This is a genomic window from Arthrobacter sp. D5-1, assembly GCF_017357425.1.
GTDB lineage: Bacteria > Actinomycetota > Actinomycetes > Actinomycetales > Micrococcaceae > Arthrobacter.
In genome coordinates, this window is sequence record NZ_CP014571.1 from 2,650,011 (window position 1) to 2,666,633 (window position 16,623).

Genomic DNA, 16,623 nt, shown 5'->3' on the forward strand with positions numbered 1-16,623 from the left:
GGGCGTCCAGCCGGTCATGCATAAACTATGTGCGGCAGCCAGTTTATGCTTTCCGCGCGTGCACATCTAATGCAGCATGCCCGGGTTCCTGTCGGCGGCCCCGGAAGTGGACACAATCAGGAGGACTCTTGGCAACAAGGTCGCGGGATGACCGCGAAGCGAAACGGCGCATCAGGCAGATGGAAGCCAAGCGTGCCCTGCGGCAGGAACAGGGCAAGCGGCGCAAACGCGACAACACCATCGCTGTTGGCGCAGGTGCCGCAGCGGTGGTTCTGGCCGTCGTGCTGCAACTGACGGTCTTCAGCTCCAACCCCACCGAAGCGGAGTTCGCCGCAGCAGAAGCCGGGCTCAGCTCTCCGTCCGCTTCGCCGTCTGCCTCTAACAGTTCGGACATTCCCAGCCCGGACACAGCCGCTGGAAAAACGTTCACCGGCGAGCTCGCGTTGAACAGCGGAGTGGTCGGCGTTGAACTGAACGGAACGGCTGCACCCCAGGCCGCGGCAGTGTTCAAGTCACTCAGCGACTCCAGCTACTACAACGGGAAGTTCTGCCACCGCCTGACGACCTCGGAAACCTTCGGGCTGCTGCAGTGCGGCGCCCCGTCCGAAGACGGCGCGGACGACCCCAACTACCGATGGGGTCCGCTGGAAAACACGCCCGCAGACAACAAGTACCCTGCGGGGACGATAGCCGTGGCCCGCAGCGGGAACAACGCCTATGGCAACGGGCACCAGTTCTTCATCGTCTACAAGGACACCACCATTCCTGCTGACACGGCCGGTGGGTACACCGTAGTGGGCAAGGTAACCAGCGGGCTGGACGTAGTTACCAACATCGCCGCCGCAGGCCTGAAAACCGGCGAAAGCACCAGTGACGGCGCCCCTGTGGCACCTGTCACGATAGACTCGTTTTCTCTGAAGTAACCAGCTCCAGGCCCCGGCCCGGGGTGCATTACCTGAGCAGTCCCTCCAAGCGAAAGACTTTTAGCGGTGACAGACAGTCAGAAATCCGACGAAACAGCAGTAGTGGCCAACGAAGAAGAAGCAGTCGAGGCGACCAGCCCCGACCATGTGGAAACCTCCGTCGCGCCGGCAGCTGCACAAGAACCAGCGCCTGTTGATGAGGCAGCAGCCGGGGCCGAAGCAGCAGCCGGGGACAAACCGGAACCTTCAGCGACGCCCGAGGCCGAAGCAGCCGCAAGCGAGCCGGCCGCACCGCGACCTGCCCCGTCCGCTGCCCCAACACCTGCAGCGCTTGCGGCCCGCCCCAAGGCTCCCGCCGCCGTCGTTCCCGCTGCCCCGGCCGTGTCCGCCGCGTCGCTCGCCGAGGCAGCCAAGTGGGGCCGCGCCGAAGGTGATGGCCACGTGTTCCTGACGCTGGATGGTGACGAGATCGCCGTCGGCCAATACCCGGGGGTCAGTCCCGACGAAGCCCTGGGTTACTTCGCCCGGAAGTTCGACGACATTATTGCCCAGGTGGTCCTGCTGGAACACCGTGTTGAGTCCAAGGCCCCGGCCACGGACATGCAAAAGACCGTCACTCATCTCCGCGAACAACTTGCAGAGCGCACCATGGTGGGCGATATCCGGTCTGCGGAAGCACGCCTGGACGCCCTTTCCACCCAGATCGTGGAGCTGGAAAAGTCGGAGAAGGCAGCACACGAGGCCGTGCGGGCCGGCGAACTCGCTGCACGCGAAGCGATAGTGTCCGAAGCCGAATCCATTGCCGGACAGGATCCTGCCCAGATTCAATGGAAGACCTCCAGCGCCCGCATGAACGAGTTGTTTGAAACCTGGAAGGCGGCGCAGAAGAGCGGCGTACGCCTGGGCCGCAGCAATGAGGACGCATTGTGGAAGCGGTTCCGTTCGGCCCGCACAGTCTTTGACCGTCACCGCCGCGCCTACTTCTCACAGCTTGACAGCAACAATTCAGCAGCGAAGTCCGCCAAGGAAGCGCTGATCGCCGAGGCTGAAGCCCTCTCCTCTTCCACCGATTGGGGATTCGCCGCCGGTGAATACCGCAGGCTGATGGACCAGTGGAAAGCCACCCCCCGGGCGAGCCGCAAGGATGACGACGCATTGTGGGGCCGCTTCCGCGCCGCCCAGGATGTCTTCTTCAGCAACCGCCAGGCGGCCAACGACCAGATCGACCAGGAGTACACCGCCAACCTGGTGGTCAAGGAGCAGCTGGTAGCTGAAGCGCAGGCCCTGCTTCCCATCAAGGACCTCAACGCAGCCAAGAAGGCCCTCCAGTCCATCAGGGACCGCTGGGAAGATGCCGGCAAGGTTCCGCGAGGGGACATGGGTCGCATCGAGGCCGGACTCCGCAAGGTTGAAGACGCCGTCAAGGAAGCCGAAGAAGAGAAGTGGCGCCGGAGCAACCCGGAGACCAAGGCGCGCACCAACAGCGCCCTCTCGCAACTCGAAGCTGCCATCGCCGGCCTTAAGGATGACCTCGAGAAGGCTGAAAAGGCAGGCGACCAGCGCCGCATCAAGACTGCCCGCGAGGCCTTGGAGGCCCGCCAGGCGTGGCTGGACCAGATTCAGCGCTCTGCAAGCGATCTCGCCTAGCGCTTCTGGCAAGGCACTACCGCAGGCTCCGTTCCGGTTATCCACATAACCGGAACGGAGCCTGTACTGCTTGGGCGGCGGCGCGGAATGATCAGTGGATGGACCCCGCTGCCGCCGCCCCGCACTTATCGGAGCCGGCCATCCCAGAGCTGTACTCCCCCCATCGGATCTTCACGTGGAACGAACTCCAGGGCATGGCCTTCGACGGCATCCTGCTGCCGCTCTACGGGAAGAGTTACGCCTCGCCGGGCACCGCTGTCACCCATCGCCTCCGGGCCCGCGCAGCAGCCCTCACAGTTCCGGAACGGATCCGGACCAAAGTAGTTGCCGGCCGCCTCACGGCCGCGTGGATCTACGGCTGCGCGAACCCTCCGGAGCGCCTGTCGCTCCTGGTTGATGCGAAGCACCGCATTTCAAGTCTGCGCGGAAGCACCGCCTGCAGCCTCCACGAGGTCCGGCTTGGTCAAATGGACGTAGTGAGTCTGGGCGGGATGCTGGTGAGCAGCCCGCTCCGCACCGCAGCTGACATCGCCTTGCACGTGGAAAGTGACCGCGCCCTGCCTGCCCTGAGGCGTCTCCTGGCCAAGGATGACCTGGGAATCCGGTTGAGACTCCTCACGCTGGCCGTGGAGGCAACACCGCGCGTTCCCCACAAGCGGCGTGCGCTGGCCACCCTTGCACACCTTGCTTCCGGCTAGCTGCGCCGCCTGTTACCCGTGGTGCGGTAGACATCAAAGACGCCATCAATGCGGCGTACGGCATTCAGGACGTGGTGCAGGTACTTGGGGTCGCCCATTTCAAAAGCGAACTTCGAGATGGCAACCCTGTCGCTAGAGGTGTGGACCGAGGCAGCGAGGATGTTCACGTGATTTTCGGACAGAATCCTCGTCACGTCGGACAACAGGGATTTACGGTCCAACGCCTCCACCTGGATTTCCACCAGGAACACACTCGACTGCGTGGGAGCCCATTCCACTTCCACGATTCTGTCCGGTTGGTCCCTGAGCCCCGAAACGTTGGTGCAATCGGTCCGGTGGACGGAGACGCCCGAGCCACGGGTGACGAATCCCAGGATGGGGTCCGGCGGAACGGGTGTGCAACAACGGGCCAGTTTGACCCAGACGTCGCCCACACCGCGGACGATGACTCCGGAGTCCGAGAATTTGGACTTGGCAACCTGCGTCGGAATGCTGACTTCGTCGAGGTCTTCATCCGGAGTCTCGTGGCCGCCCAAGTGCTCGACGAGTTTTTCCATCACGGATTGGGCGGAGGTATGTCCATCGCCCACCCCTGCGTAGAGCCCGGAGATATCTACGTAGTGGAAGTCCTCGGCCACCGCAGACAAGGCGTCGTGCGTCATAAGGCGCTGCAAGGGCAGGTTCTGCTTCCGCATGGCCCGCGTCAGCATGTCCTTGCCGCGATCGATTGCTTCTTCGCGGCGTTCCTTGGTGAACCACTGGCGGATCTTGTTGCGTGCACGTGCCGACTTGACGAAATGTTGCCAGTCCTGGCTGGGACCGGCCCCTTCGGCCTTGGACGTGAAGATCTCCACCCAGTCGCCATGGTTCAGCTCACTGTTGAGCGGGACCAGCTTGCCGTTGACGCGGGCGCCGATGGTCCTGTGGCCGACCTCCGTGTGGACGGCGTAGGCAAAATCGACGGGAGTCGATCCCGCGGGCAAGGCCATGACCTCACCCTTGGGGGTGAAGACGAAAACTTCGCGTGCATTAATCTCATAACGCAGGGAGTCCAGGAACTCGCCGGGGTCCGACGTCTCCTGCTGCCAGTCCACCAAGGACCTCAACCAGCCCATATCCCCATCGCGGGGGCTGCCGGGGCCCTGCGCCGTGCGGTTTGGCTGGTCCTTGTATTTCCAGTGTGCTGCCACACCGTACTCGGCCCGGCGATGCATCTCATGGGTTCGGATTTGAATCTCCACAGGCTTGCCGCCCGGGCCGATCACCGTGGTGTGCAGCGACTGGTACATGTTGAACTTGGGCATGGCGATGTAGTCCTTGAACCGCCCCGGAAGGGGATTCCATCGCGAATGCAGGGTACCCAGGGCTGCGTAACAGTCCCGGACCGAGTCCACCAGGACGCGCACGCCCATGAGGTCGTTGATGTCGTCGAAGTCCTTATCCCGGACGATCATCTTCTGGTAAATGGAGTAGTAGTGCTTGGGACGCCCGGTGATGGTCGCCTTGATCCGGGCCGTGCGCAGATCATCAGCTATCTGGTTGCGGATGACACTGAGGCTCTTCTCGCGCTCCGGCGTGCGGTCCCCCACCATGCGCACGATTTCCTCGTACACCTTGGGATACAGGGCAGCGAAGGACAGGTCTTCGAGCTCCCACTTGATGGTGTTCATGCCCAGTCGGTGAGCCAGGGGGGCAAAGATCTCCAGCGTTTCACGAGCCTTGCGGGAGGAAGACTCAGCGGAGACAAAGCGCCACGTACGGGCGTTGTGCAGGCGGTCGGCCAACTTGATCATCAAGACACGGATGTCCTTGGCCATGGCCACAACCATCTTGCGGACGGTCTCTGATTGCGCGGCTTCGCCAAAGCTGACCTTGTCCAGCTTGGTCACGCCGTCCACCAGCATGGCAACCTCGGGACCAAAATCCCTCGTCAGGTCAGCGAGTGTGTAGGGCGTGTCCTCCACGGTGTCGTGAAGCAACGCCGCTGCCAGGGTGGTTCCTGTCATTCCGAGTTCAGCCAGGATGGTGGCCACGGCAACCGGATGGGTGATGTAGGGATCACCACTCTTGCGTTTCTGGCCCTGGTGGCTTCGCTCCGCAACGGCGAAGGCCCGCTGGATCAGGTCAAAGTCCTCTTTGGGGTTGTTGGCCCGCACTGTCCGCAGCAAAGGTTCGAGGATCGGAGAATACGGAGCCACGCCACGACCGGTCAGACGGGCCAAACGGGAACGTGTACGCTCCCGACGGCCCGGGAAGGTTGGACGCGCGCCTGGGGTATCCACCGGAACAGCTCCCGCAGTCCGTCCAGCCATGCTTGTTGCTGGAACCGCCACAGCATTGTGGCCGTCTTCCCCGCCCGCCGGTGGTGCCGACGTCGCACGTTCTTCCACAGAAGTACCCCTCACAACCGAATAATTCTCTAAGTCTATTCCCGTCAGTGAATGCTTCTGCAAATGGGCAGCACATGACGCACGGGACGGGCAAGTCAAAGAGCCGGTCCCCGCGTAACTGCGGGGACCGGCTCCTTGGTCAAACAGAGGAGTTGCCAGAGCCTAGACGGTGACCTCGGCCCGGCGGTGGGCTACCTTCTTGGCCTGCTTTACGAGTTCCGGTTCACCTTGGCGCAACCAGGCGTACAGGGGCGCCGCGATGAAGATGGTGGCTGCCGTACCGATGAGGATACCGACGAACAACGCCAGCGAGAGGTCACGCAGCGTGCCCGCACCCAGGAGACCGGCGCCGATGAAGAGGATCGCTGCCACCGGGAGCACGGCCACCATCATGGTGTTGATGGAGCGGACCAGGGTTTGGTTGACGGCCAGGTTGACCTCTTCGGCGAATGTACGGCGGGTGGAAGTCGAGATATCGGCCGTGTTCTCGCGGATCTTGTCGAAGACCACAACGGTGTCGTAGAGCGAGTAGCTCAGGACCGTCAAGAAGCCGATGATGGCCGACGGCGTCACCTCGAAGTCGCTCAAGGCGTAGACACCCGCTGTGGTGAACATTGTGACAAGCATGCCCACGAGGGCCGACAACGACATCTTCCAGGTTCTGAAGTACAGCGCCATCAGGACAGCCGCCAAACCAACGAACACCACCAGGCCGATGAGTGCCTGCCTGGTGACATCCTGACCCCAGGTGGGACCCACAAAGTTGGACGTCACTTCATTCTCGGTAACGCCATAGGCGCTGGTAAGGCCGTCCTTGATGCGGTTGGTCTCATCATCGGTGAGCTGGTCCGTTTGGATCCGCATGGTGTTGCCCGCGACGTTTGCCACGCGCGGGATGGCGCCGGGTACGACGTCGTGCACAGCCTTTTCGCCAAGGCTGGCGTCCGTGGTGCTCACGTTGGAGACGGTGAACTCCGAGCCGCCCCGGAACTCGATGCCAAGGTTGAAACCGCCCTTGGCCACCGGAATGAGGATGGACAGGGCCACCGCGACGGCCGCAATGATGAACCAGATCTTCTTCGAATTGACGAAGTTGTACGAGCGCTTGCCCGTGTACAGCTCATGGCCGAAGGTTGCGAAGCTCGTAGTCATTACTTCTCCTCCTTGGTTGCCTTGGATGAACCAGTCAACTGGCCCTTCTCGGCAAGGCGCCGTTCGGCGATGGTCATGCGACGTTCAGCTTCAGCCACTGCGCCGGTGTTCCGCGCACGGACAGCCGGGGGCTTCTCGTCAGGTGTACGGAGCCGGCCCGCGCCACGGTACAAGGGAACTGCCCCAAGACGGTCCGGGGAAAGGCCCGAGAATCGGTGGCCTTCCCCGAAGAACTTGGTGCGCGCCAGAACCTGCAGCATGGGGTGGGTAAACATGAACACGACCAAGAGGTCGGCGAGGGCTGTCAGGCCCAAAGTGAAGGCGAAGCCGCGCACGTTGCCGACAGCCACGAAGTAAAGCACCAGGGCAGCAAGGAGGTTGACCGCCTTGGAGGCAAGGACAGTTCGCTTGGCCCGCTTCCAGCCGTTTTCGACGGCGGATACAAGTCCGCGGCCTTCGCGCAGTTCATCGCGGATACGCTCGAAGTAGACGATGAACGAGTCAGCGGTCTGGCCGATGGCCACGATCAAGCCAGCCACGCCGGCGAGGGAGAGTCGATAGTTCTCGGTCCAGCCGAGGATCGCGATGGCCAGATAGGTCAAGACGCCGGCCACCACCAAGGAAGCGATGGTGACAAGGCCCAGGGCCCGGTATTGGAAGAGGGAATAGACCACCACCAGCAGCAAGCCGATCATGCCGGCCAACAACCCGAGCCGGAGCTGGTCCCCACCCAGGGTGGCCGAAATCTGTTCCTGTGACTGGATCTCGAAGCTGATGGGCAGGGCACCGTAACGGAGCTGATCGGACAGCGCTTTGGCAGTAGCCTGCGTGAAGTCACCCGTGATCTGCGGGCGTCCGTCGGTGATCACTGCCAGGGAACGCGGTGCGGAAATGACTTTGTCGTCCAGGACAATGGCGAACTGGGATTTGGGATCTTCAGTTCCCTGCGCCTGGGCCGCCACATAGTACTGGTTGAGCCGCTCGGTGACGGCCTTGAACTTCTCGGTGGCATCCCCGTTGAAGACGATGTTCACACCCCAGGAGTTGGTGACCGAACCCTGGGCGCCCTGCACCTGGGAGAAAGTGGAATCGCTGATGTCCTGGCCCCGGACTTCTACCGGTCCAAGGATGTACTTGAGGGCCGGAGTCTTGGCTGTGGCAGCTTCGCAGGTGACAAGGGGCTTGGCCGGATCGGAGCGTTCACGCCTTTCCGTCGAAGGATTGACGCAGTCAAGTGCTTCAAATTCCTTCTGGACTTCGGGGGTGATCCAATTGACATCACTCGCATTGGCCGGCTCCGCCGTCGGCTTGTTCAGCTGGTCATCCGGTGTGCGTGATTCCACCGGGACGGCCGCGGGATCGCCGTAGGTGATGACAGGCCGGAAGTTCATGTCGGCCGAAGCCTGGATCAAGTCGCGGGTTTCCTTGGACGGTGTACCCGGGAGGCTGACCACAACATTGCGGCCGGACTGGGTGCTGATCTCTGCTTCAGCAACACCCGAGCCATCAACCCGCTGACGGATGATGGCAACTGCCTGGTTGAGCTGCTCTTCGTTGATCTCGCTGGATCCGTCAACCCTGGGCGCCAGGATCATCTGGGTACCGCCCTCGAGGTCCAAGGCAAGCTTGGGTGCCCAGCTGGCATTCCCAGTCAAAACTCCGCCACCGAGGACGGCGGTGAGTACAACGAATATTGCTCCAAGCCAGGTCAGCACCCTGCGGGCTGAATTTTTGGGGCCGGTCCGTGCCATTATCGATCTTCCTGTTATCGCCGGACAGCCGCCGGCCAACGCTTGTGAGCGTCTGCCGGCGGCTCTCAGCTGCCGTAGAAGTTGCCTTGCGCGGGGGTGCCGCGCCTGACGATCCTAGTTGTCCTTCTTGTCCTCTTTGTTGAGGCGCGCAATGGTTTCTTCGGGCGTCTCAACTGCGGCAGGAGCTTCAGCATCTGCGGTAGTCAGGGAAGAAGCGTCGTCCGGTACAACCGGGGCTTCCTCAGCGGGCGCTTCGACTACCTTGGTGACGGCCTGGCGGTGAACCGTGGCCTCGTTACCCGGGGAAAGTTCGATGACAACCTTGTTCTCGGCTTCGTCGATGGAGACGATGCGGCCAAAGAGACCGAAGCTGGTCATGACGTCGACGCCCGGAGCGAACTTGGACTGCATTTCAGCCTGCTGCTGCTGGGTCTTCTTGTTGCGGCGGAACATCATGAAGACAAAGAGTCCAAGCATGACGAACAGCAATATGGTCATTGGATCCACAGGGAAGTTCCGTTCTGTACTTACGTTTTGGTTCACGGCAACGTCCCTGGCAGATCCGCGGGCGGCTGCATGGATCAAGGACTCGAACGTGCCGAGCGTCATACCAGTCTAGAGGGAAAAGCTGAACACGGCGTGTTAACCGACGGTATCTACGCTTTCGGCGTGGTTTTCATCCTCGCCGAAGAGTGCCAGTGCTTCCTGGCCGAAGACTCCGGCCGGCACGGCATAACCGAGGTGCGTCCACGCTGAAGCCATGGCGATACGGCCGCGCGGCGTGCGACCCAGCAGTCCTTCACGCACCAAAAACGGCTCGGCTACGGTCTCCACCGTTTCCGGCTCCTCGCCAACGGCAATCGCCAGGGTGGACAATCCCACAGGGCCGCCATTGAACTTGGTAATGAGGGCTTCCAGCACGGAGCGGTCCAGCCGGTCCAATCCCCTGGCATCCACTTCATACATGTCCAAGGCCGCTGAAGCAGACCGGGCGTCAATCTGGTCAATGCCGTGAACCAGGGCCCAGTCTCGAACCCTGCGAAGGAGACGGTTGGCGATTCGTGGAGTACCACGCGACCGGCCGGCGATCTCCGTAAACCCGGCCGAGTTCACTTTCAGGTCCAGCAGGCCTGCAGATCGGCGAAGGACAAGCTCCAGTTCAGCAACCGAGTAAAACTCGAGGTGACCTGTGAAACCGAAGCGATCACGCAACGGTCCCGGCAGGAGGCCGGCACGGGTGGTGGCTCCTACCAGCGTAAACGGGGGCAACTCCAGGGGAATGGCCGTAGCGCCGGCTCCCTTGCCCACCACAATGTCCACCCGGAAGTCTTCCATGGCCATATAGAGCATTTCCTCTGCCGGCCTGGACATCCGGTGGATTTCATCCAGGAACAGGACCTCTCCCTCGGACAGGGAGGAGAGGATGGCGGCGAGGTCTCCGGCATGCTGGATGGCAGGACCACTGCTGATACGCAAGGGCGCGTTCATTTCTGCCGCAATGATCATGGCCAGAGTTGTCTTGCCCAGGCCAGGTGGGCCGGACATCAAGACGTGGTCGGCACTGCGTCCGCGCATCTTTGAGGCCTCGAGGACGAGGGCCAGTTGCTTACGGACGCGATGCTGGCCGACAAAATCATGCAGGTTCTTAGGACGGAGTGCGGCCTCGATGACCCGCTCTTCCGGTTCCTCTCCCCCGTTGACCAGTGACTGCTCAGCCACGGCTGCCTACGCGGTTGCCGGCGCGTGCGCCGTCCTGGCCCAGCCACCGCAGTGTGGCGCGGAGGATCTGGGCCACGTTACCGGCCTCCACCAGTTCCGGAGAGTCGGCCATGGCTTTGTCGATGCTGCCCGTAGCGTCCTTCTCGGACCACCCCAGGCTGGTCATGGCAGCGACTACCTGGGGCTTCCACTCGGCGTTGGTGGCAGTCTGGGCAGCAGTGGTTGCGGAGCCGGTGCCATGCGGAACCAGTTTGCCCGCGAGTTCCAGGACGATCCGGCCGGCCACCTTGGGCCCGATTCCGGGGACCTTGGTGAACGCCTTGCCATCGCCGGTGTGCGCTGCCACACGGATTGCTTCAGGCTCGTGCACGGCCAGGACGGCCAGTGCCAGCCTCGGCCCAACTCCGCTGACGCTGAGCAAGACGTCGAAGACTTCACGTTCGTCATCATCCGCGAAACCGAACAACGTGAGGGAATCCTCACGGACGATCATGGACGTGAAGAGCTTGGCTTCGGTTCCAACTTTGAGGTGGCTCAGGGTTTGGGGGGTGGCGAAGACGCTCATACCCGCCCCGTTGAGGTCAATGACGGCGGTGGACAAACCCACGTGGGCTACGGTTCCACGGAGAAAACTGATCAAGACCCGGCTCCTGAATGATTGTGGCCCAAGCGGACTATCCGAACATATCTACGAATACCCTAGCAAGGACGGCGGGGAATCACCGTGCGCGGCGCGCTTTGGCTTCCGCGTCGGCCCAGGCCTTCTGCGCCGGAGTCAGCGAACCGGCACTGGAGGATCCACCCGCTGCGCCCATACCGTTGCCTGCCCGCCATGCGTGGGTCAGGGCGAGGGCAAGGGCGTCCGCAGCATCGGCCGGCTTGGGTGGAGCGTCCAGGCGCAGGATCTTGGTCACGAGTTTGGTGACAGCATCTTTGTTGGCCGTGCCACTGCCGGTCACTGCCGCTTTGACCTCAGAGGGAGTGTGCAGGGCCACCGGGATACCACGGCGGGCGGCCGCAGCGATCACCACGCCTGACGCCTGGGCGACACCCATTACCGTACTGACGTTCAGCTGGGAGAAAACGCGTTCGACGGCGACGACGTCCGGCTCGTGCCGGTCCAGCCATTCATCGATCGCTTCGGCAATCACCAGCAGGCGCTTGTCCAAGGTCTGGTCGGCGGAGGTCCCCACCACTCCGACGGCCACCATGGTAGCCCTGCGGTTCCGCTCAATATCGACGACGCCGATGCCGCAACGGGTAAGGCCCGGATCGACTCCCAATACGCGAAGAGTCAAGTCCGGGCCTTCCTGGTTGAAATCAACATTGGTTGCTGCCCCGCCTAGTCGGCGTCGAGGGCAGCCTGCACTTCCTCGCTGAAGTCCGCATTGCTGTAGACGTTCTGGACGTCGTCCAGGTCTTCCAGTGCATCGACGAGCTTCATGAACTTCCTGGCACCATCGACATCGAGTTCCACCTGCATGGACGGAACGAATTCGGCCTCATCAGTTTCGTAGTCGATGCCGGCGTCTTTGAGAGCGTCGCGGATGGCCTGGAGGTCCGAGGGCTCGGAGTGGATTTCCCAGTTCTCGCCGCTGTCCTTCACTTCCTCAGCGCCAGCTTCCAGCACAGCCATCAGGATGTCGTCTTCGCTGAGGCCGTTCTTCGGCAGGACCACAACACCCTTGCGGGCAAAGAGGTAACTGACCGAACCGGGGTCGGCAATGGTGCCGCCGTTGCGCGAAATGGCAAGGCGGACTTCCGAAGCTGCCCGGTTCTTGTTGTCCGTCAGACATTCGATCAGCAGAGCAGAGCCCTGCGGACCGCGTGCTTCGTACATGATTTCCGTGTAGTCGACTACCTCACCAGTGAGGCCGGCACCACGCTTAATGGCGCGGTCAATGTTGTCGTTGGGTACCGAAGTCTTCTTTGCCTTGGTGACCGCCAATTCCAGGCCGGGGTTGCCGGCGAGGTCCGGACCTCCCATTCGGGCAGCAACTTCAATGTTCTTGATCAGTTTTGCGAACGACTTTGCACGCCTGCCATCAATAATGGCTTTCTTATGCTTGGTGGTCGCCCATTTGGAGTGGCCTGACATGCTTTACGCTTCTCCTCTGATCATTCGAATAAAGAGTTCATGCACGCGCTTCTCCCCAGTCACTTCCGGATGGAAAGAGGTGGCCAGCAGGTGGCCGGAGCGCACTGCAACAATTCTAGCCACTCCGTGCAAAGCAGCTGTGTGGCTGGCGTGGTCGGGATCAACCTGCGCCAGGATTTCGACGTCCGGACCTACCCGTTCCACCCAGGGACCGCGAATGAAGACAGCGTGAACGGGATCCACGCCGGACTCCCCGGCGCTGAAGTCCAGGCCCTTGAAATCGAGATCCGTTTCGAAGGATTCACGCTGGCGCCCAAAAGCGTTCCGGCGCACAGTGATGTCCAGGCCGCCGAAAGTCTGCTGGGGATTTCCGTTAAGGTCCTTGGCGGGATCGGCGATCTCATCGGCCAGCAGGATCATTCCGGCGCAGGAGCCGTACACGGGAAGCCCGTCTGCGATGCGCTTTTGAATCGGATCGCGCAGTTCGAAAATCCGTGACAGTTTGTCGATGGTGGTGGATTCGCCGCCGGGGATGATCAGGCCGTCAACATCGTCCAGCTCGGACGGACGGCGGATGCCCACGCCGGCGGCTCCAGCGGCCTCCACAGCGTGGATGTGCTCGCGGAAGTCGCCCTGGAGTGCCAGAACGCCGATCCTGAGTCCTGAACCCACGCGCGATGAAGCGTCGGAAAGGGGGTTGGTCATTGATCCATCATAGTGCGCTGCGCCTGCCGCGGCGTCTTCTGCGACCACCGGGGAGTCCCGTCAGTCCGGGTTCCATGCCATGACTGGGATATATTACAGAGCATGCTTTCCTTCAGCGTCCCCCTCGGCAAGCTGGTCCGCACACTGTCCCGGCTTCGGGGCGGAGGATCAGCTTTTCCCGGCCTGGTGGTTGAGAAAATCGACCCCGGCTTCATGCAGCGAACGCTGGCCTCACTCCCCCACGGCGTGGCCGTGGTCAGTGGCACCAACGGCAAGACCACCACCACCAAGATGGTGGTGGAACTCCTCGAAAGCCAAGGCCTGAAGGTCTTCACCAACCGTTCCGGCAGCAACTTCACCCGTGGCGTGGCCGCCTCCCTCCTCGGCGAAGTTGACTGGCGCGGACGGCTCGATGCCGACATCGCCATCCTGGAACTCGACGAAGCGCATGCCGTGCATTTCGTCAACAAGGTTGAGCCCCGGTTCAGCCTCCTGCTCAATGTCCTGCGTGACCAATTGGACCGCTTTGGCGAAATCGATAAGACTACCCGCTTACTGGAGCACATCGCCTCCAGAACCACGGATACTGTGATCCTGAACCGTGAAGATCCCCGCGTGGCCCGGATCGCGAAGGTCCTTCACGACGTTGATGCACTTCACCACCCCGCCGTTCGGTACTTCGGCCTCGATGAATCGCTGCGCAGCACCTTCCCGAACGACGACGAAATGCGAACCACCGGCTCCGGCCCGTCGCCGTCGGGAACTCCGGTGGCCGCTGCGGAAGGCGAGCCGGTAGAACTGCCGGACGCCGACGTCGTGCTCCGCCGGGTGGGCGCGCAGGACGCCGATTTCGAGTTCGACGGCGAAACCGTCAGTACCGCGATGAAGTTGCGTGGGGTCTACAACATCTTCAACGCTGCTGCCGCCTTGTCGCTGGCGCGCGCGGTCCTCGGCACCGGCCCCGTGGACACTCCCAAACTTGTCAAAGCCCTGGGTGAAGTAGCTCCCGCCTTTGGCCGCGGCGAAAGCCTCACCGTGGATGGTCAACCCCTGGAACTTGTCCTGGTGAAAAACCCCAGTGGATTCCGGCTCGGGCTCAAGTCCTTCCCTGCCGGTGGGTACGCCACCATGATTGCCATCAATGACAACTACGCGGACGGCAGGGACATGTCCTGGCTTTGGGACGTGGAGTTCGAGTCATTGCGCGAGGATGGCGTGGAAGTCCTCACGGGCGTCCGCGCCTACGACATGGCGCTGCGGCTGCAGTACGACGAAGTGCCCTTCGGCGTGGTGGAACCGGACATCACCGCCGCCCTGCGCACCTTCATCAACGGCTCCCGCGGCAAACCCAAACGAATTTTCTGCACGTACACCTCCATGCTCGCGATCCGTCGCGAACTCGCCAAAATCACCATAGTTGAGGTGGTCTCATGACCTCGGAAGTACAGCCAACGCCGGAGACACAGCCCGAATCGCCACAGCCCGGGAAGGGGACCCTCCGCGTCCTCCAGCTCTACCCCCGCGAGATGAACATTTATGGCGACTGGGGCAACGCCCTGGTCCTCCAGCAGCGCATCAAGTGGCACGGCTACACACCGGAGCTGCTGGAGTACAACGTGGGTGACGAATTTCCCGAGGACATTGACATTGTGGTCGGTGGAGGCGGACAGGACAGCGGACAACTTGTCATCCAGGACGACCTCCAGGCACGGGCGGAGCACCTCCGGGAACTGGCTGATGGCGGTGCCCCCATGCTGGTGATCTGCGGCCTCTACCAGCTTTTCGGCAAGTTCTTCAAAACCAGCGCTGGACCGATCATTCCCGGAATCGGCATCCTCGACGTCGAAACCCACGGCACGGATGAGCGGCTTATTGGAAACGTGATCATGAAGTCCACCGAGTTCGGAGACATTCTGGGCTACGAAAACCACAGCGGACAGACCACCTTGGGTCCCGGCGTCGAACCTCTTGGGACCGTCACCAAAGGTGCCGGTAACAACAGCAAGGACGGGCACGAAGGTGCGCGCTACAACAATGTGGTGGCCAGTTACCTGCATGGCTCATTGCTGCCGAAGAACCCCGCGATAGCCGACTTCCTCATCCGAACGGCGGCCGAGCGCAAGTACGGCACCTTCATACCGGGCAAGCCCGACGACGACTACGCCCGCCTCGCGCGCGAACACGCCGCCCGCCGGCCGCGGTAGGCGCTACTTCTCCTTGGTGATCAGCAGTTCATGCGCGCCTGCCGTCGCGGCGCCCATGGACTCAACCACTTCTTTGGTTCGTTGGTAAGTGGCAGCGTCGGCTGCCGGTGATGCGCAGACTCCTTGTGGAGCGTCGCTGGCCACTGAGCACCATCGGTAGGGATCGCGGACAATCACCGAAGGTGCCCATGCAAGGTCCGAAGCGGTCCACGCACCGGCGGCGTTCTGGCTGAACTGGGCCCTCACCAGCAGCCCTTCGTTATTGAGTACGTACCAGGGCGACAGCTCGGTGACACCGTTGCCCAGTCCGTACACAATCCACGTGCCCTTGTAGTTTTCGATCGGCAGCACAGAGTGTGTGTGGTGCCCGTAGATCATGGTGAACTGCCCGCTGTCCACCAACGCGTGCGCAACATCCTGCTGCTGGGCATTGGCTTCGCTGGCATATTCGTCGCCTGCGTGCATCACTCCCAGGACGATGTCCGCTCCCAACGCCTTGGCTTGCGTTGCCTTGGCGATCATGGCTGCGGGATCAAGCTCGTCCACCAGCCACGGGTACTCGGGGATCTGGCCGTTGTGGCCGTAGGTACCGATGATGACTGCCACCTTGGCAGCCTCCGTTTGGAGCATCAGGATTTCCTTGGACTCCGCTTCGGTCCGGTAGGAGCCTGTGTGCTTGAGTCCGGCTGCGTCCAGGGCATCGAGCGTCCGCAGAAGCCCGTCGGTCCCTCGGTCAATGGTGTGGTTGCTCGCCGTGGTGCAGGCCTGGTAGCCAACCTCCTTGGAGGCGGTGATGATCTGCGGCGGGACGTTGAAGGACGGATAGGCCGAGAAGGGCCCTTCGGGCGTCGCCACCGGTGTTTCCTGATGACAGATGGCGAGGTCGCTGTTGCGGATATAGCGCCGCTGTCCTTCAAGGAGGGGCACGAATGTGTACCCGGGAAGGCCGGCCGCCGCGGCGTCGGCCCTTGCCTGTTGCCATAACTGGGTGTGGACCAGCATGTCGCCGGTCACGGTGATGGAGGTACAACGAAGTGCGGGGCACGCTGGGCCTTTGCCGGGAGTGGGGTTAGGCGCAGGAGTGCGGGTTGGCTTTGGGGACTCCGACGCGGGAGCAGAGGCCGCCGTGCTGCGGTCCTGGTTATCAGTCTCGGCAATGACGCCACAGGCGCCCAGCGACAATGCAGCCAAGGCGGTGATTGTCACGAGCATGGCCCGTGAACGACGGATCCGTTCTGCCGCAGATGTGATGTTCCCCATGGTTTTCATCCTACGGCGGATGCGCTGCACGCCCGGGCGTGCCGCTCTTGAGGACACGATTCTTACGTGAAAGAGT

General features: G+C 62.2%; 15 protein-coding genes. 5 read left to right on the top strand and 10 right to left on the bottom strand.

The annotated features are described in order from the left end of the window. The first annotated feature begins 128 nt into the window (after positions 1–128). The 3 genes from AYX22_RS12025 to AYX22_RS12035 all read left to right on the top strand — a co-directional run bounded on the left by AYX22_RS12025 (position 129) and on the right by AYX22_RS12035 (position 3,268). Positions 129–923, top strand: a complete 795-nt coding sequence (locus AYX22_RS12025; RefSeq protein ID WP_207593683.1) for a peptidylprolyl isomerase — start codon at positions 129–131, stop codon at positions 921–923. A gap of 66 nt (positions 924–989) precedes the next feature. After that, positions 990–2,570, top strand: a complete 1,581-nt coding sequence (locus tag AYX22_RS12030) for a DUF349 domain-containing protein (protein WP_207593684.1) — start codon at positions 990–992, stop codon at positions 2,568–2,570. Positions 2,571–2,668: 98 nt separating this feature from the next. Then, the gene (locus AYX22_RS12035; RefSeq protein ID WP_207593685.1) at positions 2,669–3,268 is read left to right on the top strand and encodes a hypothetical protein; all 600 of its coding nucleotides are present in this window, start codon (positions 2,669–2,671) and stop codon (positions 3,266–3,268) included. On the opposite strand, the gene AYX22_RS12040 is transcribed toward AYX22_RS12035, so the two are convergent. From AYX22_RS12040 to pdxT, 9 genes are all read right to left on the bottom strand, one after another. Next, on the bottom strand, positions 3,265–5,658 hold the full coding sequence (locus tag AYX22_RS12040; protein ID WP_207593686.1) for a bifunctional (p)ppGpp synthetase/guanosine-3',5'-bis(diphosphate) 3'-pyrophosphohydrolase: 2,394 nt from the start codon (positions 5,656–5,658) through the stop codon (positions 3,265–3,267). The genes AYX22_RS12035 and AYX22_RS12040 overlap by 4 nt on opposite strands. 162 nt (positions 5,659–5,820) lie before the next feature. Further along, positions 5,821–6,810: a protein translocase subunit SecF gene (gene secF, locus AYX22_RS12045; protein WP_207593687.1), complete on the bottom strand. Its 990-nt coding sequence runs from the start codon at positions 6,808–6,810 to the stop codon at positions 5,821–5,823. Beyond that, entirely contained in the window at positions 6,810–8,561 is a 1,752-nt protein-coding gene (gene secD, locus AYX22_RS12050) for a protein translocase subunit SecD (protein WP_207593688.1), read from the bottom strand. Before secD ends, secF begins: the two co-directional genes overlap by 1 nt. A 114-nt stretch (positions 8,562–8,675) precedes the next feature. Then, positions 8,676–9,059 (bottom strand): preprotein translocase subunit YajC, encoded by a 384-nt coding sequence (gene yajC / locus AYX22_RS12055; protein WP_198318222.1) that lies wholly within the window; start codon positions 9,057–9,059, stop codon positions 8,676–8,678. A 144-nt stretch (positions 9,060–9,203) separates the two neighbouring features. Continuing rightward, positions 9,204–10,280 (bottom strand): Holliday junction branch migration DNA helicase RuvB, encoded by a 1,077-nt coding sequence (ruvB, locus tag AYX22_RS12060; RefSeq protein ID WP_089595248.1) that lies wholly within the window; start codon positions 10,278–10,280, stop codon positions 9,204–9,206. Beyond that, the gene (gene ruvA, locus AYX22_RS12065; protein ID WP_207593689.1) at positions 10,273–10,920 is read right to left on the bottom strand and encodes a Holliday junction branch migration protein RuvA; all 648 of its coding nucleotides are present in this window, start codon (positions 10,918–10,920) and stop codon (positions 10,273–10,275) included. Before ruvA ends, ruvB begins: the two co-directional genes overlap by 8 nt. 79 nt (positions 10,921–10,999) lie before the next feature. After that, on the bottom strand, positions 11,000–11,578 hold the full coding sequence (ruvC, locus tag AYX22_RS12070) for a crossover junction endodeoxyribonuclease RuvC (RefSeq protein ID WP_207593690.1): 579 nt from the start codon (positions 11,576–11,578) through the stop codon (positions 11,000–11,002). Positions 11,579–11,622: 44 nt separating this feature from the next. After that, positions 11,623–12,378, bottom strand: coding sequence for a YebC/PmpR family DNA-binding transcriptional regulator (locus AYX22_RS12075; protein ID WP_089595251.1), 756 nt, complete (start codon positions 12,376–12,378; stop codon positions 11,623–11,625). A 3-nt stretch (positions 12,379–12,381) separates the two neighbouring features. Continuing rightward, entirely contained in the window at positions 12,382–13,083 is a 702-nt protein-coding gene (gene pdxT / locus AYX22_RS12080; protein ID WP_207593691.1) for a pyridoxal 5'-phosphate synthase glutaminase subunit PdxT, read from the bottom strand. A gap of 102 nt (positions 13,084–13,185) precedes the next feature. Between pdxT and AYX22_RS12085 the strand changes: the two genes are divergently transcribed. Together AYX22_RS12085 and AYX22_RS12090 are read left to right on the top strand one after the other, a co-directional pair. Further along, positions 13,186–14,517 carry a Mur ligase family protein gene (locus tag AYX22_RS12085; protein WP_207593692.1) on the top strand — a complete coding sequence of 444 codons (1,332 nt, stop codon included), beginning with the start codon at positions 13,186–13,188 and terminating at the stop codon, positions 14,515–14,517. Then, positions 14,514–15,287: a glutamine amidotransferase gene (locus AYX22_RS12090; protein ID WP_207593693.1), complete on the top strand. Its 774-nt coding sequence runs from the start codon at positions 14,514–14,516 to the stop codon at positions 15,285–15,287. The genes AYX22_RS12085 and AYX22_RS12090 overlap by 4 nt, the downstream gene beginning before the upstream one ends. A 3-nt stretch (positions 15,288–15,290) precedes the next feature. On the opposite strand, the gene AYX22_RS12095 is transcribed toward AYX22_RS12090, so the two are convergent. Next, positions 15,291–16,556 (bottom strand): CapA family protein, encoded by a 1,266-nt coding sequence (locus AYX22_RS12095; protein ID WP_207593694.1) that lies wholly within the window; start codon positions 16,554–16,556, stop codon positions 15,291–15,293. Between the last annotated feature and the right edge of the window lie 67 nt (positions 16,557–16,623).

What these genes read in the sequence shown, in the direction of transcription:
- AYX22_RS12095 (WP_207593694.1), bottom strand. Translation starts at nt 16,556, where the DNA reads ATGAAAACCATGGGGAACATCACATCTGCGGCAGAACGGATCCGTCGT.
- pdxT (WP_207593691.1), bottom strand. Translation starts at nt 13,083, where the DNA reads ATGACCAACCCCCTTTCCGACGCTTCATCGCGCGTGGGTTCAGGACTC.
- secF (WP_207593687.1), bottom strand. Translation starts at nt 6,810, where the DNA reads ATGACTACGAGCTTCGCAACCTTCGGCCATGAGCTGTACACGGGCAAG.
- AYX22_RS12085 (WP_207593692.1), top strand. Translation starts at nt 13,186, where the DNA reads ATGCTTTCCTTCAGCGTCCCCCTCGGCAAGCTGGTCCGCACACTGTCC.
- AYX22_RS12090 (WP_207593693.1), top strand. Translation starts at nt 14,514, where the DNA reads ATGACCTCGGAAGTACAGCCAACGCCGGAGACACAGCCCGAATCGCCA.
- AYX22_RS12075 (WP_089595251.1), bottom strand. Translation starts at nt 12,378, where the DNA reads ATGTCAGGCCACTCCAAATGGGCGACCACCAAGCATAAGAAAGCCATT.
- AYX22_RS12035 (WP_207593685.1), top strand. Translation starts at nt 2,669, where the DNA reads ATGGACCCCGCTGCCGCCGCCCCGCACTTATCGGAGCCGGCCATCCCA.
- yajC (WP_198318222.1), bottom strand. Translation starts at nt 9,059, where the DNA reads ATGACCATATTGCTGTTCGTCATGCTTGGACTCTTTGTCTTCATGATG.
- secD (WP_207593688.1), bottom strand. Translation starts at nt 8,561, where the DNA reads ATGGCACGGACCGGCCCCAAAAATTCAGCCCGCAGGGTGCTGACCTGG.